Genomic DNA, 25587 nt, shown 5'->3' with positions numbered 1-25587 from the left:
AGGGTGGGCAGCGTAAATTTACAGGAAATTATTTTTTAGCAGGTTGATAGAAAAAATCATGGAAAAACATCATCTGATATAAGATTGATTTACTCCAATAATCCCAATTATGAGCTCCAGGCATGGTCAGGAACCGATGTGGGATATTTAGGTAAGTCATTTTTTCGTGTAATTTCAAGTTCACTTTATAAAAGAAATCCTCCGTACCGCAATCAATAAACAATGAAAGTGAGTTCGGTTTGATCAAATGTGTCATCTCCATGACGGTATGTGAGTTCCAAGACTCTTGTTGCTCATGGTAAGGTCCTAAGCGTTTAGCCATTTCCCAATTGTTCGGAAAAGGACGAATATCTACTCCCCCGGCAGTACTACCAGCAGCTGCAAAGGTATCCTGATGTTTAATCGCTAAATACAATGCACCATGACCACCCATACTCAAACCGGTAATTCCTCGTTTGGAACGATCTTTAGCTACTGCATAATTACTTTCCACAAAGTCTACCAACTCTTTAGAAACAAAGGTTTCATATTGATAATTCTTATCATTCGGAATATCCCAATACCAACTTCCATACCCTCCATCTGGACAAACAACTATCATTTCCAATTTATCGACCAGCTCCTTGATCTTCGGAACTTTATCTACCCAATTAGCATAATTACCCGAATACCCATGTAAGAGATAAAGCGTAGGTAGGTTTTTAGACTTACTGTTTTCAGGTTGGATAACCACCGTTTTAATGGCTTTACCCATTGCAGTGCTTTTCACCAAAACCGTATCCACCTGAGCTGCTTGTGCGGTAAAGAATGCAGCAAGCATCAATAAGAATGTTAAACGTATTTTCATCAATTTTGAGGTTTAGAAAAATTATATTGGTAAAGATAAGAATCTAATCCAAAGGGGCGCTCACTTACGGTAAAAAAGGTTTCACCAGAATTATCAAATGTAATTGCTTCACCTTGTGGCTCTTGTTGATAGGCTAAGCGTTTATATGGCTTAGAAAGGCTGTGCTGAATAGATTCATTCAATACACGATTCCAATAATAAATATCGGTAAGATTCTTTATCAAAATGGCATCGCCTGAAGGGCTGATATCAGCAGCAGTTACAAAGGTAAATGGTAATGTAATAAGAGGTTTAAGCATATGTTTTTCAACATCTTGAAAAATATCAGTTGAATAAACAATTGATTTAAATCCCGCTTGCTGATCAGGTAAAACCGATTGTCCAAAGGATCTATGAAAAAAGCTTCTGCATCCCTGGCTTTACCATCGTGGTTAAGGATGATGGTTTGAATCTGCGAAGATTTGATAAGGTTCTCTTTTTTGCCACCTTGCTCCCAAACAGGTTCTTCCAAAATATATAAGCGGATATCCTTTCTCAACCCTCGGTTATCCCCAATATCTCCCAAAACCAAATAGTTTTTCCCATCCTTCTTGAACTTACCGATCTCTTCCATATCAATGGCAATAACACCTTCTAAGTTCACAATCTGCAGCAGGTTAGCGGAAGAATCCACCAGGAAGATCCTAGCCTTGTCTCCACTATCATTGTGCATCCAAAAAGAACCGGGATTAGCATCAGATGCAATAACCCCGGAAACTTCGTTAAGCTCAGGTGCAATCAGTTTCCCTTTTGAAACCCGAGTAGTAGGAATTAAGTCCTGGGCAGTTCCAGCTAAGGCACTGAACAGGAACAATATGACGCTTAAAAGCGTAATGCTATTTATTCTAATCACTTTAAAAGGTTAGCCATTCCATTAATTCATTATTTTCCTTCAAAAGAAGCGATGATCGCCTTTCTATAGGTAGAATCCTTCTCTGTCAATTCAAAGGATTTTTTATAGGTATCTAAAACGCCAAATAATTCAGCAGGAGTACCCGTTCCATTCTCAAAGAAATATTTGAAAGAATAAGTTGCCGATTTTGATAGATCGACTTGATCCTTATTGGAAGAAAACACCAAAGGTAAAAGCGTTTGTGTGCTCATTTTCCCATCGGTTGGCAACTTCATCAAGGTTCCAAGGCTTTTCACAAAATTATCTGAAGGTGCCCCTATCGATGAAAACTTGATCGCTCCTTGTCTAAAACCAGCCTGTTCATCAGCAGCACCCATCGCCGTAACACCAGCAGGGATATTCTTGATCACTTCGACCTGAAAACCTACTGTATCTTGATTATATAAGGATTTTGCTTCATAAATCACCGAAGAATCCGTTTGGCTGTTTTCTTGAAGGTGGAAATACAAATGCAGAGACTCCGCATCGGTATTCGCTGTTAATTGATTAAGGGTTGAACCTGTAGCGCCAGTGGAATCACTTGTATTGTTATTGGTTTTTGAAGAATTTCCACATGACATCATGGCCATTACCGCTGTAAGACTTAATCCAATGTTTAATAATTTTCTCATAATCATATGTTTATTGTTAAACAAAAATAAGGAATTAATGTTTATGCTTTGTTAATTAAAGCGTCATAAAGTATTTCCACAGGATGATAGGATTTCCTTTCCAGACCATCTTTTATCTGATGCCTGCAGGATGTTCCTGCTGCGGCCACTACATATTCCTCACCTGTTTTTCTCAAAGTAGGAAACAACACCAATTCAGCTACTTTTTGGGAAACCTCATAATGTTCTTTCTCATACCCAAAAGAACCTGCCATTCCACAACAGCCCGAAGGGATCACTTCCACTTCATAATTCAATGGTAAGGAAAGGATCTGTTTGCTGTATTCCACCAGCTTAAAGGCTTTTTGATAACAATGTCCATGAAGTTTGATCTTTTGAGGCGCCGCTGTAAACTGTTCCTGATGTATCCTACCAGCAATCATCTCCTGAACCAAGAATTCATCGATCATCAGCGCATGTTTCGCCAACTCCACCGCCTTGGATTTTTTATCGGCATCCACCAGATCCACATATTCATCCCTAAAGGTAATAATGGCCGATGGCTCTACCCCCAATAAAGGCGTTTCCTGCGAAATAATAGCCGAAGCCAAATCCACATTGCTATTGGCTAGATCCTTTGCCTTTTTCACAAAACCCTTGGAGAGGTAAGTTCTGCCGCTCTCTTTAAGGTTTGGAACCAACACCTCATAACCTAAAGCCGTAAGTAATTTATAGGCAGTAATCCCTATTTCAGTATCATTATAATTCGTAAACTCATCGGCATACAGGTAAACCTGTCTTTTCCCTTGCCTCCGCTCCTTTTTATTGGCCCATTGGGTTAAGGTAGTCCCATAAACTTTTGGTAGGGACCTGTCGGGCGCAAAACCTACCACCTGCTTGATCAGGGAGGAGGTCAGCTTGTTGGTTGCGAAAAAGTTATAGATAGGTGCCACTAAAGATCCTAACTTTTGGGATTGGGTGAAGTTTGCTATCAGCTTGCTACGGAAAGAACTGCCGTTAGCATCGTAATAATGCTGCAGGAACTCAGCTTTCATCTTAGCAATATCCACACTGGATGGGCATTCTGTTTTGCAGCCTTTGCAGCTTAAACACAGATCCATCACCTCTTTCAATTCCTCATGGTTGAACCTGTTCTGTTCTGTAGAGTTGGTCAGAAACTGGCGCAGCATGTTGGCTCTTGCCCGTGTCGTATCCTTCTCATCTCGTGTTGCCATAAAAGATGGACACATGGTACCACCCGTAATCTCCGTTTTGCGACAATCACCAGAACCCGAACATTTCTCCGCCAACCTCAAAATGCTCTCCTGCTTGGTAAAATCAAAGTAGGTTTTTATTTGGGAAGCATCTGTTACTTGGTCATACCGCAGATGCGTATCCATTGGCGGCGTGTCTACAATCTTCTTGGCATTAAACACCGCATTAGGATCAAATATTTGCTTGACTTCCAATAACAACTGATACACTGTATCACCTAATACTTTACCAATAAATTCCCCTCTTAAACGACCATCTCCATGCTCGCCACTTAAGGAACCATTGTACTTCAATACCAGATCAGTGGTTCTTTCCAATATCCGACGAAACTGTTTTTTTCCTTCTTCCGTCTTCAGATTGATGAATGGTTCTATATGCAATTCCCCTGCTCCCGCATGTGCATAATAAGAAGCATGAACCTTTTCTTCTACCAGCAATTGTTGTACATCTTCCACATAGGCGGGAAGATCTTCAGGCGATACCGCACAGTCTTCAATCAGATTAACAGGTTGTGAATCTCCGGGAAGATTCCTGATCAATCCCAATCCCGCTTTCCGAACATCCCAAACCAAATTCGTCTGTTCAGCTCCTAATATCAGCGGATAGGCATAGCCCAAACCTGCAGCTTTTAATTCAAGAATTAATTTTTCTGCTTTTGCCTGTATTTCAGCGACCGTATCTGCTCTGAACTCAACAATCAATAAAGCTTGAGGATCGCCTTCAATGAAGAAACGGTTATATTGATAGGTAGGATGTCCTACCGTGAAATCAAGAATATATTTATCCACCAATTCGGAAGCCTCCGGAAAATTTCGGAGCGCCACCACATTCCCATGCATACATTCCACCATATCATGAAAGTGTATACAGACCAAGCCAATTTCCTTCGGAGGAAGCGGCATAAGGTTGATCTTAGCTTCGGTAATAATCCCGATCGTCCCTTCTGACCCTGCTAATAGTTTACAGAAATTGAAAGGCTCACTGGTATCTGTCAACAGGTCCAAAGCATATCCGGTATTTCTACGCGTGATATCTTTTTTAGGGTATCCCGATTGAATCGCTGCCAAGTTATCTTGCTTGCTTATCAATTCGTTGATCCCTCGGTAAATATCACCTTCTCGACATGTTGAGGTTAATTTCTTAAAATATTCCTGCTCATTCAATGCTTCAAATAAAACTTCCGAAGCATCATCTAATAAGACATTTGCAGCGATAAGGTTCTGCCTGGTATCTCCCCAAACGATGGAGTGCAGACCCGAAGAGTTATTACCTATCATACCACCGATCATGGCGCGGCTGGCCGTCGAAGTTTCCGGACCAAACATCAACCCCATCGGTTTTAAATAGGCATTCAGATCATCTCGGATCACCCCCGGTTGGACACGGGCCCATTTCTCTTCTACATTGACCTCCAGGATCTGATTGAAGAACCGTGAAACATCTACAACGATTCCTGCTCCAACCACCTGCCCCGCTAAGGAAGTACCTGCTGTCCTTGGAATGAGCGTAATATTATTCGCTTTTCCAAAATGGATCAGTTTTACAAGATCCTCCTTTGTTTTTGGTATACAAACCGCTAAAGGCAATTCCTGGTAAACAGAAGCATCTGTAGAATAGGCCAAACGCATGGTTTGGTGCGATGCATTCTTTTCATCAAAAAACAAATCTCCCTGTAGGGATGCTGATAATTCAACTAAATTCGACTTTATAGACACTGTAAGTAAAGATTGAACAACAAAACTAAGCATTGTTACACAAATAAACCCAATTAGAACCCATTTTAATTCCTAAAGATTATTGATTATATTAGTAAAGTATTCGCTATCTAATACTTAAACCGATAAAACTATCCGTCAGATCACAAACCTCAAAACTGAATAAAATTCATTTTTACATTAATTAATTTGAATTTAATTCGGAATTATCGATATTTGCGCCATTATGGCAAAATTAGAAATTACCCTTGACCAGATTGACCTTCAAATCCTGCGTATCATGCAGGATAATGCAAGGACCAACAATGCTGATATTGCCCGTGAATTGGGCATGGCACCATCTGCAATTTTGGAAAGGGTTAAGAAATTAGAACAGCGCGAAGTTATCCTTCAATATAATGCCCGCATCAACCCAGCAGCAATCGACCAAAAGATGCTTTCCTTTATCTTTATCAAGACCCAAGATATCATTGGTGTTCAGAAAGTAGGTGTTCTCCTGGCAGAGATCCCTGAAGTATTAGAGGTTCATGATATTGCAGGCGAGGACGGCTATCTGATCAAGGTACGTACGAACGATTCGGCAGGTCTGGTAGACCTTATGCGCAATTCATTGAGTAAGATTGATGGCATCATCTCCACTCGTACGACCATCGTACTGGAAACAGTTAAAGAGGACAATAAATTAGTGATCCCATTTAAGGATTAAAATACATATGGTAAAAGCTACTACCCCGTCTACCGCAACGATCATCTTTGCCTATTTAGTGGTATATATCGTTTGGGGATCTACATTTTTCTTTATTGAGAAGTCTTTGCACGCCTTCCCACCCTTTGTGTTGGGATCGATAAGATTTATCATTGCAGGAACCCTATTGATGGGCTATTGCTACTTCAAAGGATATAAGATATTTATCAAAAGTGCTGTAAAGGATGCAGCAATGGTTGGGTTTCTATTATTGTTCGTCGATATGGCAGCCATTATCTGGTCTGAGCAATACATCTCCAGCGGTATTGTATCCATCCTATCGGCAGCAACTGCCATTTGGTTCATCATACTCGACAAACCGAAATGGAAGGAGAATTTCACCTCTGTTCCTACTCTATTGGGATTGATCCTGGGATTTCTGGGCGTATTCATGCTTTTTGCGGAGCAGATATTTTCACCCAATGCTCATTCTGCCGATAATGATAACAAATTGACCGCCATGATTGTCCTCACTTTGGGAACGATCGGTTGGACGGTAGGTTCCTTATTGTCCAAGTACAGCAAGGAAAAAAGGGACCAGAAAGCAGCTGTAGAAAATGGCCCTAAAGCAGAAGCTGAGGATTTGAATGTCATGGTCAAGACCGCTTGGCAAATGGTAGTAGCCGGAACGGCATTTACAACCGTTGCCCTGTTGAACGGAGAATACGCCAGATTTGACTTTTCTGCTGTCGCTATAGAATATTGGGGAGCGATGGTTTACTTGGCCTTAATGGGCTCTATTTTGGCTTTTAGCTGCTATATTTTCCTTCTTCAGGTAAGACCTGCAACCGAAGTGAGTACCTATGCTTACGTAAATCCTATCGTCGCCTTGATCCTGGTTCATTTTTTCACAAACCATGAGGTGACCAAAATGCAGATCATTGGATTGGCCGTTGTTTTGTTTTCGGTTCTATTGATGAACTGGAACCTCTATGTGAACAGTGAACTGATCAAAAAATACAAACGCAGCCGTAAAATTAAAAAATTACGTCATATGGCACCGAAAAGTAGTATACCACGAATTGTAGAAGTAGCTGAATACGGCAAGACACGCCTTAAAAAGGCTAAAGAAAACAACGAATCTGAAAAGAAAACAACAGCAAAACCAGAATTCGACTTGGATAATCCAGATGGATTAGGTGATCAAGAGCTTTAAGGCAATAAAACTATCGCCTATCAAAACAAAGAGCCCATTACAATAGTAATAGGCGCTTTGTTTTATTAAACCAATTAGGAAGGTTTAAAAACCGATAGTTCGACCATGTTGGATCACGGCATTTTTCTTCACCACAACTATCCCATCCCTGATCGTATATTCTTCAAAATCACCATCCGGAAGGTGTTTTCCTCCTTTTATCCGAACATCATTACCAATACGGCAATTCTTATCCAAAATCGTGTTTTCTATATAACAACGCTCCCCAACACCAATTGGAGGCGGTTCCTGACTGGAAGCAAGCTCCACAATCTCATTCAGTTCCTCATAATAATCCGAACCCATCATATAGGTGAATTTCACCACTGTACCCGAACCTATTCTCGAACGGATACCGATAACCGATTGTTGGATTTTCTCGGCCAAGATAATGCAGCCATCTGCAATGATCGCATGATTCAGGGTCGTTCCGGAAACTTTGGACGGTGGAAGCATACGCGCGCGGGTATACACCGTTTCTCCAAAAAGATTGAATGAAGGAATATCCTCTGTCAACCCGATATTTGCCTCGAAAAAGGAGGCAATGGTACCGATATCCGTCCAATAGCCATCAAACTGATAACTCAACACCTTCGAATTTTCAATAGCATCAGGAATGATCTCCTTTCCAAAATCCATCCCTTTGTTCTCAGCCAACATTCTGGTCATAACACCTTTGGAGAACACATAGATTCCCATGGAGGCCAAGTAGTTCCTACCCTGCTTCTCCAACTCATCAGGCACTTCTGAAGTCCATTCTGGCAATAAGTCCTTACTAGGCTTTTCGATGAAGGAAACCACCTCATTATCCTCATTGGATTTCAGGATACCAAATCCCGTTGCTTCCTTCCCCGTCACCGGAATGGTTGCAATAGTGATTTCGCCTTTATTTTTCACATGAAAATCAACCATAGCGGAATAATCCATCTGGTACAATTGATCTCCAGAAAGGATCAACACATAATCATAGTCTACATTGACCAGATTTTTCTGCGTCCTTCTCACTGCATCAGCAGTTCCTTCAAACCACGAATCTCCCTCACTAGTCTGTTCTGCTGCCAAAATATCCACAAAACCCTTACTGAAAATACTGAAGTTGTAGGAGTTTTTGATGTGTTTGTTTAACGAAGCCGAGTTGAATTGGGTCAAAACAAAAATCTTGTTGTAACCGGAATTCAAACAGTTAGAGATAGGAATATCCACTAATCTGTATTTACCTGCAATCGGAACTGCAGGCTTAGACCTTTGATCGGTCAATGGGAACAGGCGGGTGCCACGACCGCCTCCCAGAACAATAGATACTACCTTGTGCGCCATATTATTTAAGTAATTGGTTATATAACTCTACATATTTTGAAGCTGATTTATCCCAGGAAAAGTCCAGTTCCATGGCTAAATCTCTTGTTTCATTTAATTTCTTAGGCTCTTGAAGATAATCCAAGGCACGTTCTACCGCTTGGGATGCCTCTGTTGCATTAACATCCTCAAATTTAAATCCGTAGCCACCCTCAGAAACATCAATAACCGTGTCTTTTAGTCCACCGATGTTCCTAACTACCGGTATGGTCCCGTATTTAAGGGCATAGAGCTGGTTCAAACCACAGGGCTCAACCCTGGAAGGCATGATCAGCATATCCGAAGCCGCATACACCTGATGGGCCAATTGTTCATTATAACCGAAAAAGACAGCAAAGCCTTCCGGAAACTCCTTTTCAAGTTCTGCAATCTCTTGTTGTATGGCTGGATCGCCGGAGCCAAGTATAAAGATATTCAGTTTTCCAGCTACTTTATCCAAAAGCTTTCTTACAATTCCCGGCAAAATATCCGCACCCTTTTCCGTGGCAAAACGCCCTATATAGCTCAATAGGGGTAAATTAGGATCTAAACCATATTCCTTACAGAATTTGCTTTTATTTTCATATTTACCTTCCTGAACATTGATTGGCGAATAATTATCCGTAATCTGTTTATCCGTTGCAGGATCCCAGTAAGCCGTATCAATTCCATTCACAATACCCCAGGCTTTCCCTCTTTCATCATAGAACAGGCGTTGAAGGCCATTTGCTTCTACAAACAATTCGCTGAGGTAACCCTCTGAAACGGTAGTATAGGCATCACAGCATTTAATCGCTGTAGCCAAAGGGTTGATAACACCATCCCAATCCAACAGCCCCCATTTCCAGGTATCAAATGCAGGCAATATAATCCCTTTGTTCCAGTTCATCCAGCCTTGATATTGTCCATTATGAACGGTAAATACCGTTTTAATGTCTGAAAATTCTTTATAATCCGTAGCGTTCCTCGTTAAAAAAGGAATTAATCCTACATGATGGTCATGGCAATGGATAATGTCAGGTTTTATACCATTATGCTTTAGGTAATGCAGGAAAGCATGTTGAAAGGCAATCCATTGTTCCGCTTCATCCGCATAGCAATACACTTCCTCCCGATCCAATAAGCCAGGAATCCTTATCAAATACAATGGAAAACCCAGTGCATCAGTGCTTTCTTTGAGCACCTCATAATCCATCAGGATAGAACCTTGATAGAATTGCCCAGTTGCTACCGTTTCAAAGCTGTGCTCCTGCACAAACTTCCGGTTGAAATAAGGCATCACCACCGAAGCGTCAACCCCTAAATGATTTAAATATTTAGGCAATGCGCCGACAACATCGGCAAGCCCGCCTACCTTGGCGACCGGAAAACATTCTACACTCAGATGGATTACTTTCATTTCTTGATTTTTCGTTTAAAGATCAGTCCTGACAATGGCGGTAAATCCAAGGAGAAAGACTGATTTTGGTTCATCCAAAAAGTCGGATCAGTACTGACCTGCTTCTTAACCCCTACCGCACTGCCATTGTAACTCATGTCATCCGAATTCAACAGCAATTCCCATTCGCCTGGATGGGGAACCCCTATCCTAAAATTTCTCCGTACAACAGGAGTTAGGTTCAAGACAATAATCAAATCGTTTTCCCAATCATGACCACGTCTACAGTACACAAAAACACTGTTCGCTTTATCTTCTAAATCAATCCAAAAGAACCCTTCCGGACTGAACTGTTTTTCATATAATGCTGGATAACTCTGGTAGATCTCGTTCAATTTTGAAACGAACTTCTTCAGGCTCTGGTGTGGTTTGAACTGTAATAAATGCCAATCCAACGATTGGTTCACATTCCATTCGGATGTTTGTCCGAATTCACCGCCCATGAACAACAGTTTGGTTCCAGAAAAAGTATACATAAAGAGGTATAAAGCCCTCAGGTTGGCAAACTTCTGCCATTCATCCCCCGGCATCTTATAGATCAACGATTGTTTTCCATGAACCACCTCATCGTGGGACAATGGCAACATAAAGTTCTCCGTAAAGGCATATACCGACGAAAAAGTAAGTTTATTATGATGATAAGAGCGATTGATCGGATCTTCCTTGAAATAGGATAAGGTATCATGCATCCAACCCATCATCCATTTCATGCCAAATCCCAAACCGTTATTAAACGTCGCCCGGCTTACGCCTGGCCAGGAAGTGGATTCCTCCGCAATGGATTGTACCTGCGGAAAATATTTGGAGATCGCTTCATTGAGTTCCTTTAAAAAGGAAACTGCCTCGAGGTTTTCATTCCCTCCCAGCTCATTGGGTTCCCATTCCCCTTGCTTTCTGGAGTAATCCAGGTAAAGCATCGATGCTACGGCATCTACGCGTAAGCCATCCACATGGTAACGGTCGAGCCAAAAGAACGCATTGGAGATGAGGAAAGACCGGATCTCGTTTCGGCCATAATTGAAAATATAGGATTGCCAATCGGGATGAAATCCCTTCTTAGGATCCGCATGCTCATATAAATGCGTACCATCAAACTTATACAATCCGTGGCTATCGCCCGGAAAATGCGATGGCACCCAGTCCAGAATGACACCAATATGGTGTTTATGCAATTCTTCTATAAGATACATCAGGTCCTGTGGTCCACCATACCTTGAGGTAGCAGCAAAATATCCTGTGATCTGATATCCCCAAGAAGGATAATAGGGATGCTCCATCACCGGCATAAACTCCACATGGGTATAGTTCATTTCCTGCAGATAGGGAACCAAACGCTCTGCTATTTCCTGATAGGAAAAAAAGCGATTGGGATCTTTTGGATCACGCATCCAGGAACCCAAGTGCATTTCATAGACGGTATAAGGCCTGTCGAGCGCATTATGTTCCCTTCGGTTGTACATCCATTCCGAATCCTGCCAAGAATACCAAGTGGTCGCAACAATCGAAGCTGTTTTTGGTGCTACTTCAGCATGTAATGCAAATGGATCGGCTTTTTCCAAACGCTCGCCTGTACTGGAATGGATATGGTACTTATAAACCTCCCCATTTTCAAGACCAGGGATGAAACCTTCCCAGATACCCGAACTATCCCATCGAACTTGCAAGGGATGGGAATGTGGATTCCATCCGTTAAAATTTCCGATCACGGATACCTGTTGGGCATTCGGTGCCCAGACAGCAAAGTAGACCCCTACTCGGCCATCTACCCGGAGTTCTCGTGATCCAAATTTTTCGTACAGTTTATAATGTCTTCCTGACCGGAATAAGAACACATCAAATTCCGACAACAAGGAATGTGCTTCTACAGCGTTTGACATAATTAGGTTTATATGATTAATATCTTCTATTAAGCTATTCTGTTTAGTTTATTTAGTTATTATTGAATGATGACCTTTTTGAAGTCGCGTTCTAATTTGATAAAGCTCAATCCATCTTCGTCCTTGCTAACATTTACCTTCATACCATCCACAATAACCTGCTTCATATCAAATGGTAATCCGACCAAGTAAAGATTAAAGTCCGAATAATATGGTGTATACAAGCCCTGTTCCCCCTGCACGATCTGAACCGTGTTTTGGGTAGACTCTGCAATGAAATTTTTCTCTACATACACCCCTTGCTCATAAGCAAAGGTTTCTCCATGATCGGAATACAGGTGCGATTCATGCTGTCCTTCCGCAAAATAGAACGTCATCTTTAAGGACTCAATTTTACGCTCTCCGGTAAATTGCATGACCGGAAATTCAGGGATGATACTTCCCCCTCGAACAAAGAATGGCATTTCATCCATCGGTGTATCGATGGTATGTTCTTGCCCACCGGCATATGGAGTATGATCGAAATAGTAATACCAGCTTCCTTCAGGAAGATATACAACCTTGTTCAACTGACCAGGGTGCAAAACAGGCGACACTAATAATTGATGACCGAAGGTAAATTCTTCCTCACGTTGCAGGTTTTTGGCAATATGCTGTTCCAGAAGGGATATCGGCCTAAGAATAGGTTCCCCATACCTATGCTGCATCCAAAAGCAGGTATAGATATAAGGAAGTAGTTTATACCTCAATTCAATGAACTTCTTACAGATCTGCTCCCAATCTGGCCCAAAACTCCAAGGCTCCCTGTCGCGGGTATCGCCTGCCGAATGCACACGCATGAACGGGGAAAACACCCCAAACTGCATCCAACGGGTATAGAGTTCACCATCAGGCTCGCCCGTAAACCCACCGATATCTGTGCCACAGAAAGAAAGCCCAGAAACCGATAATCGTTGCAACTGTAATGTCCCGATGCGCAAGTGTTCCCAAGTAGCGATGTTATCTCCGGTCCAAACAGACGAATAGCGTTGTGTACCAGCATAAGCCGCTCTGGTAATGGTAAATGGACGTTTATTCTTATATAATTTCTTCAACCCATCGTAGGTTGCACGAACCATCTGCATGCCGTATATATTATGGGCCTTACGATGTGATCCGCGATGACCTTCAAATTGATGCCTAACATCATCAGGGAATGTTCCTCTTCCAAAAACAGCCGGTTCGTTCATGTCGTTCCAGAATCCTGCAACGCCATCATCTACCAGTCCTTTGTATAAGGTTCCCCACCAGGTCCTCACCTCTGGGTTGGTGTAATCCGGGAATTGACAACGGCCTGGCCAAACAAAACCTTCCATAAAATAATCATCACCCCGACGACAGAAATAGTTGTTCTCCTGTCCCTGCTTGAATACCCAGTAGTTTTCATCGACTTTGATTCCTGGATCGATCATTACCACCGTTTTGAAGCCATTGGCATTCAGATCGGCGATCATTTTCTTAGGATCTGGGAAATAACGCTTGTTCCAAGTGAAACAACGATACCCATCCATATAATCTATATCCAGGTAGATCGCATCACAAGGGATCTCGCGCTTACGGAATTCGTAGGCCGTTTCTCGAACCTTGTTCTCCGGATAGTAGGACCAGCGACATTGATGGTAGCCGATTGCCCACATGGGCGGCATATAATGGGTACCGGTTAAACTATGGTATCTTTTTACTACATCCATCATCTGCGGACCGTGGATATAATAGTATTTTAGTTCGCCACCTTCTGACCAGAAACTTGTTTGGTTCGGATGCTCCGAAGCGAAATCAAAATAGGTCTTGAAGGTATTATCAAAGAAAATTCCGTAGGCCTTTCCTTCGGTTACCCCAATGTAGAAAGGAATCGTTTTATAGAGCGGGTCTTGATTGAACGCATAGGAATAGGTATCCGAATTCCAATTCTTCACCCTTCTTCCTCTTAGATTGAGGTTGGAGGCTTTATCGCCCAATCCATAAAACACCTCATCGGATTTGGCCTCCTTGCTACAGTAAACATAATATCCGCCATAGTCAACATTCTCCTCCCAATGCATGGCTGCATGGTCGCTGTTCAGAACGGTATCATCCTCTTCAGAAAAGGAAATGAAGAAATTGTCCTTTTTGATGGAGCAGGTCACTGCACTGGTTTTTACCCGGAAATAGGCTTCATCTTCTGTTACTTCGCAGTTTACAAAGACCTCTTCCTTGAAACTCACCGCATAGGAAAAATCTTCCAAAAACACCCCTTCAGGCGCCAATCGGATACGGATGATCTCCTCAGAGAATACTTTGACTTCTACCTTTGATCGCCCATCGGTAAAGAAAAAGGAATTACGTTCTTGGATATAACCCTGAACCTTAGCAAGGTACTGTTTTTCGATGCGTGGTAAATCCAAAACAGGATTGTTCACATGGTGCATCTCTTCTAAACTCTCGGTATCTGGAAGTAGGTCGTTTGCAAAATCTTCTTTTCGTGTGCTGTCTGCCATAAAAGTTAGTTTCTGTGGAATTCAAGGCATTTCAAATGCCGTTTTAAATTACAATATATTTTAAAGAATCCAATATTAATAAATAAATTCTTACAGAAAAGTAGGTATTATCTTATATGACAGTGTAATTATTTAATTTTTCGTACTTTTGTAAGCCTTTATAAAATCTAGCCCCAGTAAGGCTAGAGGGCAATAAATACTGATTCATATAAAATGAAATTATCTCAATTCAACTTCAATCTACCGGAGTCTCTGCTAGCTTCTGAACCATCTGAACAAAGAGACGAATCTCGTTTGATGGTTTTACACCGCGATTCTGGAAAAATCGAACACAAAATCTTCAAAGATGTATTGGATTACTTTGATGATAAAGATGTCATGATATTGAACAACACCAAAGTTTTCCCTGCCCGTATGTATGGAAACAAAGAGAAAACTGGTGCTACCATTGAAGTATTCCTTTTAAGAGAATTAAACAAAGAATTACGCCTATGGGACGTGTTGGTAGATCCAGCTCGTAAAATCCGTGTAGGTAATAAATTATATTTCGGAGATGATGATTTATTAGTAGCGGAGGTAGTAGACAATACCACTTCTCGCGGCCGTACCATCCGTTTCCTTTTTGATGGAACCGATGAGGAATTCCGCAAGAACATTGAAATCCTTGGCGAAACTCCTCTTCCAAAATACATCAAACGTAAAGCAACACCAGAGGATAAATTCCGTTACCAAACCATCTACGCTAAAAATGAAGGTGCAGTTGCTGCTCCAACAGCAGGACTTCACTTCTCGCGCGAATTGATGAAACGTTTGGAACTGAAGGGGGTTGATTTTGCAGAAGTAACCTTGCACGTTGGATTGGGAACATTCCGTACCGTGGAGGTAGAAGATTTGACTAAGCACAAAATGGATTCGGAGCAATTCATCATCTCTGAAGAAGCTGCTCGTGTGGTGAACAAGGGAATCGATGCTAAACGTCGTATCTGTGCAGTAGGTACTACTTCTATGCGTGCTATTGAATCTTCAGTTTCTGCCGACAAACACCTGAAAGCTGCAAACGATTGGACAAGTAAATTTATTTACCCTCCTTACGATTTTAGTATTGCAAACTCGATGATCACTAACTTCCATACGCCTCAATCTACCCTATTGGTGATGATTGCTGCCTTTGCAGGTTATGAGAACGTCATGAATGCTTACGAAGTAGCCGTTAAAGAAAAATATCGTTTCTACAGCTATGGCGATGCGATGTTAATCATCTAAGATAAATAATTCAACAATTGATTAAGCCGTATAAAACTATGTTTTATACGGCTTCTTTTTTAATGGCCTTTACCTTTCCTGCTATCGTTTTTCCTATGTAAACCCTATGTTTTCTTGGTAAATTTAAGGTTTTTTTTACCTTTATGACATGGAACAAAACTATGTCATTATTGTAGCTGCTGGAACTGGATCGCGTATGGGTGGAAACCTCCCGAAACAGTTTATTCCGATAAACGGTAAACCTATTTTAATGCATACTTTGTTAAAGTTCCATTTATCAGAAACCAAGCCAAAGATTATGCTGGTCCTCTCTTCCGAAATGGAATCCTATTGGAAGAAGCTCTGTCTGGAATATGATTTTCAGGTACCACATGAGCTCTGCCATGGAGGAGACAGTAGGTTTCAAAGTGTAAAAAATGGGCTGGCAAAGTTGAGAAGTTTGATTGAAGTTCCAGCGAATGCCATAATTGCAGTTCATGACGCAGCTAGGCCTCTCCTTTCAACGCAGTTGATCGATGCTTTGTACCAAGAAGTTGCCAATGGACCTCATGCGGTAATCCCTGCTGTTCAGAGCAGCAGTTCTGTACGATTTGGAAATGAAAATAAGAGTGAAGCGGTAGATAGAAACCAGGTCTGGTTGGTTCAGACGCCGCAGGTATTCCAAGCTGCCTTATTGCTGGAGGCCTATGACCAAGAGGAATCAGCATCTTTTACCGATGATGCATCGGTGGTGGAAAATTGGAATGAAAATAAAATGAGCAATAACCTCCTCATCTTTCCCGGTGAACATCAGAACCTGAAGATCACTTATCAAGAGGATTTAGCTATTGCTCAGCTGTTATTAGAATAATCTATCTAGGCGTTACCTCGTATAACCCTAAGTAAAATAACAATGATGGCGATCACCAATAAGATGTGAATAATACCACCTGTTGCATAACCTCCGAAGAAGCTGATAGCCCAGATAATGACTAAAACTACTGCGATTAAATACAAAATATTTCCCATAGCAAATCAGTTTTTAAAGTGTTTAAATAATTAATTCAATAAATGTGATTTCATATGGTTGAACAATGAAAATTCACAATTGTTTTGAAGGATGAATTATTTTTTATTATTCTTCGATAATTAACTGATCGTAAGCCACAAAAATGTTAGGGGGAAGTAAAGCGGAAATTTCTTCATGGGTTCCAAATCGATGGCTGATATGGGTTAAATAAGTCCTTTCTGGTTGGATCCGTTCAGAAACTTCTATGGCCTCTGCTAAAGTAAGATGGGAAATATGTGGTTCTTTTTGGAGCGCATTCAAAACCAATGTCTTCACACCTTTCAACAGCTCAAAAGATTCTTCAGATATGGTTTTTGCATCGGTTATATAGGCAAAATCATCGATCCGAAAACCCAATACCGGCATCTTGTAATGCATCACCTCTATGGGTAGGATTTCTTTTCCGTACAATTCAAAAGATTGGCCAGGGAAGATTTCCTCCAGTTCTAATTGCGGAACTCCAGGATATTTGAAATCGCTGAAGGCATAATAGAATTCCTTACGAAGGGCATCGTGGGTCGCCTTATTGGAATAGATCGGAATGGATTGCTGTTGCTGATAATTGAAAGCCCGAACATCATCCAGACCCGCCACATGATCCTTATGGGAATGGGTCATCAATACGGCATCCAGCTGCTGCACCTGGTCTCTTAACATCTGATACCTGAAATCAGGACCGGTATCCACAACAACGGTATGGTCGTTATATTCCAACAGAATGGACGACCTCAAACGTTTATCATGTCGGTCGGTAGATCGGCATACCTTACATGAGCATGCGATAACCGGGACCCCCTGTGATGTACCTGTACCTAAAAATGTTATTCTCAAACCGTAAGTTTTGTTTTTTTAATCTGTTGAAAGAATGGCTTCAACTTATCACTTAACAAGCTCTCTTCAATGGGGATAGTCTGCAATAGCTGAAGTAGGGATTGCACCTTCATATCCACACTGGAGAATTTATTCACCACAATGACCTTTGAATTTTGAAGCATACAAGCACCGGTTCGGAAAGAACCTTTCTCAAATCGCAATCGATACCCCTGCTCTTTGAACAAAATTTCTAATTTATCTAAACTACTTTGTGTAAGCGCTATCATGAATTCTTCTTTTCTGGATACAATAGCTGTTTACTATACTGACTGATAAAGCCGGAGCCATAAGCGATCAATTGCGTAAAGGCCGCAACCACCGCAAGAACGGCTACTTTCAAGCTCCTGCAGGTTATCAAGGCATGCAAGAACAGCATTATTGTATACAATAATAACAAACAATTACCAAGAGTTCCTAACAAACTCAGGATATATATCCCATTCATCGTTAATAAATTGATGACATTGATCATGAACAACACGACCAGTCCCAAAACAAAAACGGATGGTAGGGCATGCACGGGTTTCAGTTCGGCAGGATACATCTTATAGATGTCTATCCTCCCCTTTCCAAAACTATGGGTCTGTTTATAAAATTGTGCGAAGCTGGTCCTTCTTTTATGGTAAACAAAGGCATCAGGAATCAATCCAACCTTAAACCCGGAATTGATCATCCGGATACTGAATTCAATATCCTCCGACCTGCGAGAAAGTTTAAAACCACCTGTTTGTTCCCATACTCTTCTGGAAATACCAAGGTTGAAACTTCGCGGATGGAATTGGCCCACATGTTTTTTATTACCGCGGATTCCTCCAGTGGTAAAGGGGCTGGTCATGGAATAGCTGATGGCTTTCTGGATAGCAGTGAACGATGGATGCGCAGCATCCGGTCCTCCGAAGGCATCGAGTCCATCCTTTTCAATCCCTGCCTTAACTTTTAGCAGGTAATCGGAAGGTACAATGATATCGGAATCAAAGACGATGAAATAATCGCCTTTCGCCCGTTCAAAACCATAGTTCCTAGCGAATCCCTGACCTTCATTTTCCTTAAAGAAATAATGGACATCCAATCGATCCTTGAATTGATCGATGATATGATCGGCCTTGTTCCTGGATCCATCCTCCACAATGATCACTTCGAAATCCTGGTATTGTTGATCCAAAAGGGGTTGCAACAATTCCTTGATCTCTACCGGTCGGTTGTATAAAGGAATAATGATTGAAAAGAACATCTTAGATTACCTGGTCGATATGATATTTATTTCGGTCTGTACCGTTACGGGATACCAGCTCGGCAATGAAACCTGTTAGGAACAATTGTGAACCGATCAAAATGGCTACCAACGATAGGTAGAACAAAGGTTGATCCGTCACATTCCGGTAGGCTGTACCATTGGCAATGCTCATCAATTTCTCGATGATGAGGTAAATGGTGATAAAAATCCCGATCAGGAAACTGATCACGCCCAGCGGTCCAAAAAAGTGCATCGGTCTTTTGGCAAATTTACCAACAAAGAAGATCGACATCAGATCCAGGAATCCTTTTACAAACCTGCCCGGACCGAATTTGGTCGTCCCATATTTACGTGGAAAATGCTGAACTACCTGCTCCTGGATATTACTGAATCCTGCCCATTTCGCCAATACGGGGATATAACGGTGCATCTCGCCATATACCTCGATGCTCTTTACCACATCTTTTTTATAGGCTTTCAGCCCACAGTTGAAGTCGTGCAGATTATCGATACCCGACATGCTGCGGGTAACGGAGTTGAACAGCTTGGTTGGAATGGTCTTGGTCAATGGATCATAACGTTTTTTCTTCCATCCAGAAACCAGGTCAGCACCTTGGTTCTTGATACGATCGTACAATTCCGGGATCTCATCAGGGCTATCCTGAAGATCGGCATCCATGGTAATGACCACATCACCCTGTGCTGCGGCAAAACCAACATTCAATGCGGCCGATTTCCCGTAATTACGACGGAACCGAACGCCTGTAACATGCTCATTCTCCGCTTTCAGCGATTGAATGACCTGCCAGGACTTATCCTTACTCCCATCATCAACCATGATGATCTCGTAAGAGAACTGATGCTCATCCATAACACGCTTGATCCAAGCGCAAAGCTCCGGAAGAGACTCTTCCTCGTTGTATAAAGGTATGACTACTGATATATCCATAAGTAATAATGACAAAGGTATCATTTTTAGATGATACCTTTAATCAAAAAATATTGAGGTAATAGGATTATTAAGCTTCGGGATTATTTTGCCAAGGATGTGCAGAATCTGTTGCTACCTGTTCCTTGAACATTGGTTTTTCTTTTTTGAAGATGGCAGCAAAGATCAGGGCCAACACAAAATAAACCAAGAAATAAATGAACAGACCCAAGACATTCTGTCCGATGGACAATGAGCCTAAGGCATCGCGTTGTTTATCCAATTCCGCTACGATGGTATCGATTGCTTCATCAGAAGCATTGATGGACTCGTAATACTCGATGGTCATATTGCGGGTTTTATCCAATACCTGTTCCTGCAACTGAGGCATGGTCCAGTTCATGATCATGGTTGCCAAGGTACCGATCAGTGCGGTAACTGCCAACATGATGAAGATATTTTTAAGGGCTACAGAAAAGCTCCAGTAACCACCATTTGCCGTACGAAGGGATTTTGAAAAAACCGCTACCAAAATCAAGAAAGGGATATAGTTAACCGCTCCTGCCTGTATAGCCGAACTCATTAGTGTGGTTCCATTAATGGTAATATACATAGAAGCTATAGCCAATACCACCGAAACCACCCCAAGGATAATCCCATAGGTAATTGCTTTCTTCTTCAATAACGGATTTTCGTTAGTTGTCAATTCCATAATTTATTTGTTAAAGTTGATCATTAATTGATATAAGGCTAAAGATAATGATTTATTTGCCGCATACTTAGAAAAATCTCCCAATTGTCCTTCATTTGGATTTTGCTCGTAAAAGAAAGAAACCAAAGGATAAAACAGCTCATAAATCTCCTCATCTTTCGACTGGCTATCGGCAACCTTAGCGATCTGCTCATAAGAGCTCTCAACTAACAACTGATTGGCAATCACATTTTCATAAATTTCGTATTCATCTTGGAATTCATCTTCTTCCACCAATAGGAACTCTTTCAGGAAATCATCCAAAGATGGTTCGATCTCATCATCTGCACATTCTTTTAGGTATAAGAGGATGTTCAGCATCTCCGAACCCCTTTCAATGGTCTCGTCTTCGATGGCTTCCCATTCTTCCGACTCCAGGTAATCCTCTTCCAGTTTCAATACATCTTCTGCGAAGAAATTGATCATGAGAAGATCAAACGTGTATTCACGCAATTCTTCAAATTGCTGATGGTCATCAAAAACCGCATCCATATCTGCCACCTTATCCATAAATGGTTTTTCGGCATTGAATACATTTTCCAACGCTGTCTTTACCACAGACGCATCGATATTTTCAGAGTTCGCATAGGCATTAAAACTTGCCTCAAATGCTTTTTTTACTTTCGCTTCCATATTGTTTAGTTTATGATTACCTGGTTGTTATTGATCGTTGCCAAGACCTGGCCTGTCAATTCCTTACCAAATAATGGTGAATTAGTCGATTTGGACTTATTGCTGTTATTATCTAAAGTCCATTTTTTATCCATACTGAATAATACCAAGTTAGCATCCTCACCCTCTACGAGCTGTGGAACTGGAAGATTCAATACCTTACGCGGATTTTCTGCCAATTTTTCTACAATCGATTCTGGGTTGAAGCCGGCTTTAATCAGTAATGGAAGAACAGTTTGCGATGCGATGATGCCATCTTTTGCAATCTGGAATTCTACTTCTTTGAATTCAATTTCGTGTGGGGTATGTTGCGAAACCACCGCATCAATCACACCATCTTTTAGACCTTTGATCAAGGCTTTTACATCACGCTTGGTGCGTAATGGTGGGCTCACTTTATAGTGGCTATCAAAAGATTTGACATCTTCATCGGTAAAAACCAAGTTATGCGCAGCCACATCACAGGTAACCTGGATTCCTTTTGCTTTTGCTTTTTTGATCAGATCTACCGATTCTTCGGTAGAAATCGTACTGAAGTGGATCGGTGATTCATTGTATTCGGCCAAGAATAGATCACGGGAAACCATGATAGACTCTGCCAAGTTAGGGATACCTTTCATGCCCAGGTAGGTACTCACCTCCCCTTCGTTCATTTTATTTCCAGCAGCAATGGATTCATCCTGCGGAAAGGTCATGATCAATCCTTGGAAACCTTTGGCATATAATAACGCTCTTCCCATCAATCCTGCCTGCTGTACACTGCGGTTACCATCGCTGAAGGCTACGGCACCATTGATCTTCATATCGAACAGTTCGGCCAATTCATTTCCTTCCCTTTTTTTGCTCACTGCTCCAACGGGAAAAACATCAACGAGGTTACCCTTTGCCGTATTGACGATCAGGGACACTTCTGAACGGGAATGGATCGGTGGATTGGTATTCGGGTGTACAGCTACACCGGTAAAGCCACCAGATGCTGCCGCAGCAGTACCTGTTTGGATATCTTCCTTGGTTTCATAACCCGGTTCGCCAAAGTTTACATTCAGATCGAAAAAACCGACAGAAAGAAAACTTCCCTTCCCGTTGATCTCCTGAACCTTCCCTTCCGCCTTTACAGACTTGCCAATTTTCTCAATTTTTCCATTTTTAACCAATACATCAACGGATGTTAGGTGTAGCGGATGGCCTGCCGAAACCAATGTTGCAGAAGTAATTAATATTGTTCCCATGAAATATATTGAAAATCAAAAATATAGTGATCGTAATTTTTGTTGGATATAACGAATGCTAATAAAGATAGATACAGCTGTTTCATTAAAAAACAAAAATACAAAATCCTTTGGATTACGAGGATAAAATTATGGTTTTTCTATTTACCCCAGCGGTAGGTCTGCAGATCAAAACCGGCCATATCAAGGACGCGGTCTATTACCGTAGCTGCCAATTCCTCAAAAGTTGCGGGTCTGCTGTAAAAAGACGGCGATGCTGGACAAACGATTCCTCCTGCCTGGGTTACTGCCTGCATATTATTGATGTGGATCAAACTTAATGGCGTTTCCCGAGTGATCAAGATCAGTTTTCTACGTTCTTTCAGGATAACATCAGCCGCTCTGGTGGTAAGGTCTGACGAAGTTCCTTGCGCAATCCTAGCCAAGGTCCCCATGGAGCAGGGAGCTACGATCATGGTCTCAAATTTAGCGGATCCTGATGCAAATGGCGCCATGAAATCATTCTTCTGGTAGAATTTGAAGGAATAATCATTGTAACTCTCATCTCCCAGTTCAAATTTCCAGACATCCTTGGCATTATCCGACATTACCACACCAACCTCTTCCACCTGATCTTTCAGAAGGGTAAGTTTATCCAACAATATTTTGGCATAAATGGAACCTGAGGCACCTGTAATCGCAACTATTATTTTAGACATGATGTAAAATTAGTATTTAGTATTTAGTATTTAGTAAGAAGTACTAGTATTTAGTATAAAGTATTTAGAATTTAGACAGGAGAGCTACTTGCTGGGGATGAGGGATGGTTGGGAATAAAAAAGGGTCGAATAGAATATATTCGACCCTACATCTACCTATGAAAAACATGCCCTTGGGGAGGGCATTACAAAAGTAATTATAAGTCTAAAAATTTAATAAAAAATATAGTTTTATTTATGGTTTTGTAGCTAAATAGCTACAAATATAAAATGATGTTCGTTAACATTAAAATTAATTAGTAATAAAGACATAAAATTTAACCCGTCAATTTTAACGTGCTGTTTAAGAATTCCTATTAAGGAATTATAAATTTAAGTTTTTTTTGCTTAATTCGTAACATAAAAAGTAAGAGTGTATGAGTCTATCTGTCTTGGAAGAATATATTGAAACGGGAAACCATCAGGATCTGGATTTATTGTTGAGTAGAAATCCGGAATTGGTAAAAGAACAAACTTCGCATGAAATCTCGCCTTTGATGCTTGCCTGTTATTATCAGAAAACACAGATCGTTCAGACCATTTTGAAATATATTACTAGCATCACGATCCATGAAGCTTGCGCTGCTGGACTCACAGAACAGGTACAGCTGATGCTGGATCAAAAGCCGGAAGTGATCAACGAACTATCTTCACATGGGTTCTATCCATTGGGTCTAGCTGCCCATTTTGGAAAAGAGGATATTGTGAGGATCCTGCTTAGAAACCACGCCAATCCGAATGCCTACTCCCAGAACGGATTTCAGAGCTACCCTATACATGCTGCCTTATTGAATCAGCACGACAACATTGCAAAAATGCTGATCGAAGCAGGTGCGGAAGTCAATGTGGTACAGAATTCCAGGATATCACCATTGCACATCGCTGCCCAGCAAGGAAACATCGACCTGATCATCATCCTTTTGGAAAATGGAGCACATATCCAGATTCAGAACGACCAAGGTAAGACCGCATCGGATCTAGCTGCCGAAAAGGGATTTCACGAAATTGCGGAAATCCTGAAAGCCTAAACATCGATAGGTTGCTGGAGAATAAAAGCTTAAACGTCGATAGGCTGCTGGAGAATATATGCCCCTATTGGGCAATTAAGGCATTTTTTTAGATCACAGTAATGGGTTTGGAGATGAAGTAGACCTTGACTTTCCATGGCACTGAAGGAAGGCAAACCGGACTTTCTGTATTTCCGCGTCACAACATTTTCTTCTGCTCCTATACTTTCCAACCATTCCATGGCCAGATCCATATGACCTGTCTTTCGAATATGTTTTCCATAGGCAAATAACAAGGGCGCAAAACAATTGATGACCAAAAGATCCGTAAAAGTTTCTGAAAATTCATTGCTATGGTCCTCCGTAGTTTTTTCAAAGTGATAATGTGTTCGCCAATATTTATTTATCGTTGTGTTTCTGAGTTCCTGTTTGATGTCTTCCACATAATGGCTGGAAACTATTTTTGAAAACCAGTTGGTTCGAATGTGGTAGAGGCCCGCCAACTGCGCTAATCTGATAGTAGGGAAATTTGCCGGTCTCATCCGGAGGAATTTCCACTGATAAACTGACATTTCCGCTAAACCGAATCCCTGTTTTATATACTCATATTCTTTCTGCAATTGTGTCGGATAGCTTTCCTTCCCTTTATAGGCTGTTAAAAAACCCGCCTGACCAAAGAACATCGCTTGGATGCTTTTTGGCTTATCGGCGAACTTGGCGAGCAATTTCAGGTTGATCAGTTCCGCCCAATCCAGAAAAGCTTGTTTATTTACCTTAAATCCAAACGATCCAGCCAGCATGCTCAAGGTTATCCTTTCCCAATCGCCTTTAAAACGTTTATTTTGAAGCATGATCTGTTGATACCTCCCTTCCAAACGTTCAACCGCAGCCCGCTGAACAGTTTGGAGCTTGATATGCATGGGGATCTTTTTCATTCGATAGGCACAAGACAACCAATGCCCATTATGAAGCAGATCCAAGGCTTTTTCCAAGACTTCTTCATCCACTAACTGCTGAAGGTTGAGGTTGGGGATCCAAGTTCCATCCGAAAGATAACAGGCCATCTCCCCTTCCCAGATGACATGCAGAATAACAGCATTATAGGCTTCGTCCTGATGATGACGATGCACCATCCAATCTTTCGCATCCACATGAAGTTCAATATGTCCAAACCATTGCTGACCAGCAATCTTTAATTCGGCAAAAAGGAAATCAGGACCTGCGTGTTCGTTGAATTGACCTGGTTTAATAACCTGAACCTGCTTTCCACAAGTGGTTTTCATCATTAATGGCTTGAATAGCCGGAAACGCCAGATAAAATGCAATAGCTCTTCGGGGATTCGCATCCCTAAAACTAAAA

The 25587-nt window shown here is 41.4% G+C and carries 24 protein-coding genes; 5 read left to right on the top strand and 19 right to left on the bottom strand.

Going from position 1 to position 25587, the window contains the following annotated elements:
• Positions 1-28: 28 nt before the first annotated feature.
• The 5 genes from VJ786_RS09135 to VJ786_RS09115 are packed head-to-tail and all read right to left on the bottom strand — an operon-like array spanning position 29 to position 5379.
• On the bottom strand, positions 29-847 hold the full coding sequence (locus VJ786_RS09135; RefSeq protein WP_336557643.1) for an alpha/beta hydrolase: 819 nt from the start codon (positions 845-847) through the stop codon (positions 29-31).
• On the bottom strand, positions 847-1146 hold the full coding sequence (locus tag VJ786_RS09130) for a hypothetical protein (protein ID WP_336557642.1): 300 nt from the start codon (positions 1144-1146) through the stop codon (positions 847-849). The genes VJ786_RS09135 and VJ786_RS09130 overlap by 1 nt, the downstream gene beginning before the upstream one ends.
• A complete protein-coding gene (locus tag VJ786_RS09125) occupies positions 1107-1739 on the bottom strand; it encodes a hypothetical protein (RefSeq protein WP_336557641.1) in 633 nt (210 codons plus the stop codon). Before VJ786_RS09125 ends, VJ786_RS09130 begins: the two co-directional genes overlap by 40 nt.
• 29 nt (positions 1740-1768) lie before the next feature.
• Positions 1769-2410, bottom strand: coding sequence for a hypothetical protein (locus VJ786_RS09120; RefSeq protein ID WP_099368021.1), 642 nt, complete (start codon positions 2408-2410; stop codon positions 1769-1771).
• Between the two features lie 41 nt (positions 2411-2451).
• Entirely contained in the window at positions 2452-5379 is a 2928-nt protein-coding gene (locus VJ786_RS09115) for an FAD-binding and (Fe-S)-binding domain-containing protein (protein WP_257213836.1), read from the bottom strand.
• 226 nt (positions 5380-5605) lie between these two features.
• Here VJ786_RS09115 and VJ786_RS09110 point away from each other — a divergent pair, with 226 nt between their 5' ends.
• Positions 5606-6085, top strand: coding sequence for an Lrp/AsnC family transcriptional regulator (locus VJ786_RS09110; protein ID WP_099368023.1), 480 nt, complete (start codon positions 5606-5608; stop codon positions 6083-6085).
• A 7-nt stretch (positions 6086-6092) separates the two neighbouring features.
• Positions 6093-7280, top strand: coding sequence for an EamA family transporter (locus VJ786_RS09105; RefSeq protein WP_099368024.1), 1188 nt, complete (start codon positions 6093-6095; stop codon positions 7278-7280).
• A gap of 84 nt (positions 7281-7364) precedes the next feature.
• Here VJ786_RS09105 and VJ786_RS09100 read toward each other — a convergent pair whose 3' ends face one another.
• The 4 genes from VJ786_RS09100 to VJ786_RS09085 are packed head-to-tail and all read right to left on the bottom strand — an operon-like array spanning position 7365 to position 14485.
• A complete protein-coding gene (locus VJ786_RS09100) occupies positions 7365-8636 on the bottom strand; it encodes a glucose-1-phosphate adenylyltransferase (protein WP_099368025.1) in 1272 nt (423 codons plus the stop codon).
• Position 8637: 1 nt separating this feature from the next.
• Positions 8638-10053: a glycogen synthase gene (locus VJ786_RS09095; RefSeq protein WP_336557640.1), complete on the bottom strand. Its 1416-nt coding sequence runs from the start codon at positions 10051-10053 to the stop codon at positions 8638-8640.
• A complete protein-coding gene (glgB, locus tag VJ786_RS09090) occupies positions 10050-11969 on the bottom strand; it encodes a 1,4-alpha-glucan branching protein GlgB (RefSeq protein WP_099368027.1) in 1920 nt (639 codons plus the stop codon). The genes VJ786_RS09095 and glgB overlap by 4 nt, the downstream gene beginning before the upstream one ends.
• Before the next feature lie 59 nt (positions 11970-12028).
• The gene (locus VJ786_RS09085; protein ID WP_099368028.1) at positions 12029-14485 is read right to left on the bottom strand and encodes a glycoside hydrolase family 31 protein; all 2457 of its coding nucleotides are present in this window, start codon (positions 14483-14485) and stop codon (positions 12029-12031) included.
• 213 nt (positions 14486-14698) lie between these two features.
• On the opposite strand from VJ786_RS09085, the gene queA reads away from it, so the two are divergent.
• Together queA and VJ786_RS09075 are read left to right on the top strand one after the other, a co-directional pair.
• Positions 14699-15748, top strand: coding sequence for a tRNA preQ1(34) S-adenosylmethionine ribosyltransferase-isomerase QueA (gene queA, locus VJ786_RS09080; protein WP_099368029.1), 1050 nt, complete (start codon positions 14699-14701; stop codon positions 15746-15748).
• A gap of 148 nt (positions 15749-15896) precedes the next feature.
• Positions 15897-16598 (top strand): 2-C-methyl-D-erythritol 4-phosphate cytidylyltransferase, encoded by a 702-nt coding sequence (locus VJ786_RS09075; RefSeq protein ID WP_099368030.1) that lies wholly within the window; start codon positions 15897-15899, stop codon positions 16596-16598.
• A gap of 5 nt (positions 16599-16603) precedes the next feature.
• On the opposite strand, the gene VJ786_RS09070 is transcribed toward VJ786_RS09075, so the two are convergent.
• The 9 genes from VJ786_RS09070 to VJ786_RS09030 form a co-directional block, all read right to left on the bottom strand.
• Entirely contained in the window at positions 16604-16756 is a 153-nt protein-coding gene (locus VJ786_RS09070; protein WP_134777679.1) for a lmo0937 family membrane protein, read from the bottom strand.
• A gap of 106 nt (positions 16757-16862) precedes the next feature.
• Positions 16863-17627 (bottom strand): MBL fold metallo-hydrolase, encoded by a 765-nt coding sequence (locus VJ786_RS09065; RefSeq protein WP_099368031.1) that lies wholly within the window; start codon positions 17625-17627, stop codon positions 16863-16865.
• On the bottom strand, positions 17624-17896 hold the full coding sequence (locus tag VJ786_RS09060; protein WP_099368032.1) for a hypothetical protein: 273 nt from the start codon (positions 17894-17896) through the stop codon (positions 17624-17626). The genes VJ786_RS09065 and VJ786_RS09060 overlap by 4 nt, the downstream gene beginning before the upstream one ends.
• On the bottom strand, positions 17893-18900 hold the full coding sequence (locus VJ786_RS09055) for a glycosyltransferase family 2 protein (protein ID WP_336557639.1): 1008 nt from the start codon (positions 18898-18900) through the stop codon (positions 17893-17895). Before VJ786_RS09055 ends, VJ786_RS09060 begins: the two co-directional genes overlap by 4 nt.
• 1 nt (position 18901) lies before the next feature.
• A complete protein-coding gene (locus tag VJ786_RS09050) occupies positions 18902-19852 on the bottom strand; it encodes a glycosyltransferase family 2 protein (protein ID WP_099368034.1) in 951 nt (316 codons plus the stop codon).
• A 70-nt stretch (positions 19853-19922) separates the two neighbouring features.
• Complete coding sequence (locus tag VJ786_RS09045) at positions 19923-20543, bottom strand: DUF4199 domain-containing protein (protein ID WP_099368035.1); 621 nt, start codon at positions 20541-20543, stop codon at positions 19923-19925.
• A 3-nt stretch (positions 20544-20546) separates the two neighbouring features.
• A complete protein-coding gene (locus VJ786_RS09040) occupies positions 20547-21215 on the bottom strand; it encodes a hypothetical protein (protein ID WP_099368036.1) in 669 nt (222 codons plus the stop codon).
• 5 nt (positions 21216-21220) lie between these two features.
• Entirely contained in the window at positions 21221-22483 is a 1263-nt protein-coding gene (locus VJ786_RS09035; protein ID WP_099368037.1) for a dihydroorotase, read from the bottom strand.
• 140 nt (positions 22484-22623) lie between these two features.
• A complete protein-coding gene (locus VJ786_RS09030; protein WP_180268527.1) occupies positions 22624-23181 on the bottom strand; it encodes a UbiX family flavin prenyltransferase in 558 nt (185 codons plus the stop codon).
• Between the two features lie 416 nt (positions 23182-23597).
• Here VJ786_RS09030 and VJ786_RS09025 point away from each other — a divergent pair, with 416 nt between their 5' ends.
• Positions 23598-24248: an ankyrin repeat domain-containing protein gene (locus VJ786_RS09025; protein WP_099368118.1), complete on the top strand. Its 651-nt coding sequence runs from the start codon at positions 23598-23600 to the stop codon at positions 24246-24248.
• Between the two features lie 29 nt (positions 24249-24277).
• On the opposite strand, the gene VJ786_RS09020 is transcribed toward VJ786_RS09025, so the two are convergent.
• Positions 24278-25573 carry a DUF2851 family protein gene (locus VJ786_RS09020; protein WP_099368119.1) on the bottom strand — a complete coding sequence of 432 codons (1296 nt, stop codon included), beginning with the start codon at positions 25571-25573 and terminating at the stop codon, positions 24278-24280.
• Positions 25574-25587: the final 14 nt, after the last annotated feature.

The organism is Sphingobacterium tenebrionis, assembly GCF_037126265.1.
In the GTDB taxonomy this organism is placed as follows: domain Bacteria; phylum Bacteroidota; class Bacteroidia; order Sphingobacteriales; family Sphingobacteriaceae; genus Sphingobacterium; species Sphingobacterium tenebrionis.
The sequence above is the reverse complement of the archived record's forward strand: the minus strand, read 5'-3'. Positions and strand labels throughout refer to the sequence as shown.

Excerpts from the sequence above, each read along its gene's own strand:
- VJ786_RS09135 (WP_336557643.1), bottom strand. The coding sequence starts at position 847 with ATGAAAATACGTTTAACATTCTTATTGATGCTTGCTGCATTCTTTACC.
- VJ786_RS09130 (WP_336557642.1), bottom strand. The coding sequence starts at position 1,146 with ATGCTTAAACCTCTTATTACATTACCATTTACCTTTGTAACTGCTGCT.
- VJ786_RS09120 (WP_099368021.1), bottom strand. The coding sequence starts at position 2,410 with ATGAGAAAATTATTAAACATTGGATTAAGTCTTACAGCGGTAATGGCC.
- VJ786_RS09110 (WP_099368023.1), top strand. The coding sequence starts at position 5,606 with ATGGCAAAATTAGAAATTACCCTTGACCAGATTGACCTTCAAATCCTG.
- VJ786_RS09105 (WP_099368024.1), top strand. The coding sequence starts at position 6,093 with ATGGTAAAAGCTACTACCCCGTCTACCGCAACGATCATCTTTGCCTAT.
- VJ786_RS09100 (WP_099368025.1), bottom strand. The coding sequence starts at position 8,636 with ATGGCGCACAAGGTAGTATCTATTGTTCTGGGAGGCGGTCGTGGCACC.
- VJ786_RS09095 (WP_336557640.1), bottom strand. The coding sequence starts at position 10,053 with ATGAAAGTAATCCATCTGAGTGTAGAATGTTTTCCGGTCGCCAAGGTA.
- glgB (WP_099368027.1), bottom strand. The coding sequence starts at position 11,969 with ATGTCAAACGCTGTAGAAGCACATTCCTTGTTGTCGGAATTTGATGTG.
- VJ786_RS09085 (WP_099368028.1), bottom strand. The coding sequence starts at position 14,485 with ATGGCAGACAGCACACGAAAAGAAGATTTTGCAAACGACCTACTTCCA.
- queA (WP_099368029.1), top strand. The coding sequence starts at position 14,699 with ATGAAATTATCTCAATTCAACTTCAATCTACCGGAGTCTCTGCTAGCT.
- VJ786_RS09075 (WP_099368030.1), top strand. The coding sequence starts at position 15,897 with ATGGAACAAAACTATGTCATTATTGTAGCTGCTGGAACTGGATCGCGT.
- VJ786_RS09070 (WP_134777679.1), bottom strand. The coding sequence starts at position 16,756 with ATGGGAAATATTTTGTATTTAATCGCAGTAGTTTTAGTCATTATCTGG.
- VJ786_RS09060 (WP_099368032.1), bottom strand. The coding sequence starts at position 17,896 with ATGATAGCGCTTACACAAAGTAGTTTAGATAAATTAGAAATTTTGTTC.
- VJ786_RS09055 (WP_336557639.1), bottom strand. The coding sequence starts at position 18,900 with ATGTTCTTTTCAATCATTATTCCTTTATACAACCGACCGGTAGAGATC.
- VJ786_RS09050 (WP_099368034.1), bottom strand. The coding sequence starts at position 19,852 with ATGGATATATCAGTAGTCATACCTTTATACAACGAGGAAGAGTCTCTT.
- VJ786_RS09045 (WP_099368035.1), bottom strand. The coding sequence starts at position 20,543 with ATGGAATTGACAACTAACGAAAATCCGTTATTGAAGAAGAAAGCAATT.
- VJ786_RS09040 (WP_099368036.1), bottom strand. The coding sequence starts at position 21,215 with ATGGAAGCGAAAGTAAAAAAAGCATTTGAGGCAAGTTTTAATGCCTAT.
- VJ786_RS09035 (WP_099368037.1), bottom strand. The coding sequence starts at position 22,483 with ATGGGAACAATATTAATTACTTCTGCAACATTGGTTTCGGCAGGCCAT.
- VJ786_RS09030 (WP_180268527.1), bottom strand. The coding sequence starts at position 23,181 with ATGTCTAAAATAATAGTTGCGATTACAGGTGCCTCAGGTTCCATTTAT.
- VJ786_RS09025 (WP_099368118.1), top strand. The coding sequence starts at position 23,598 with ATGAGTCTATCTGTCTTGGAAGAATATATTGAAACGGGAAACCATCAG.
- VJ786_RS09020 (WP_099368119.1), bottom strand. The coding sequence starts at position 25,573 with ATGCGAATCCCCGAAGAGCTATTGCATTTTATCTGGCGTTTCCGGCTA.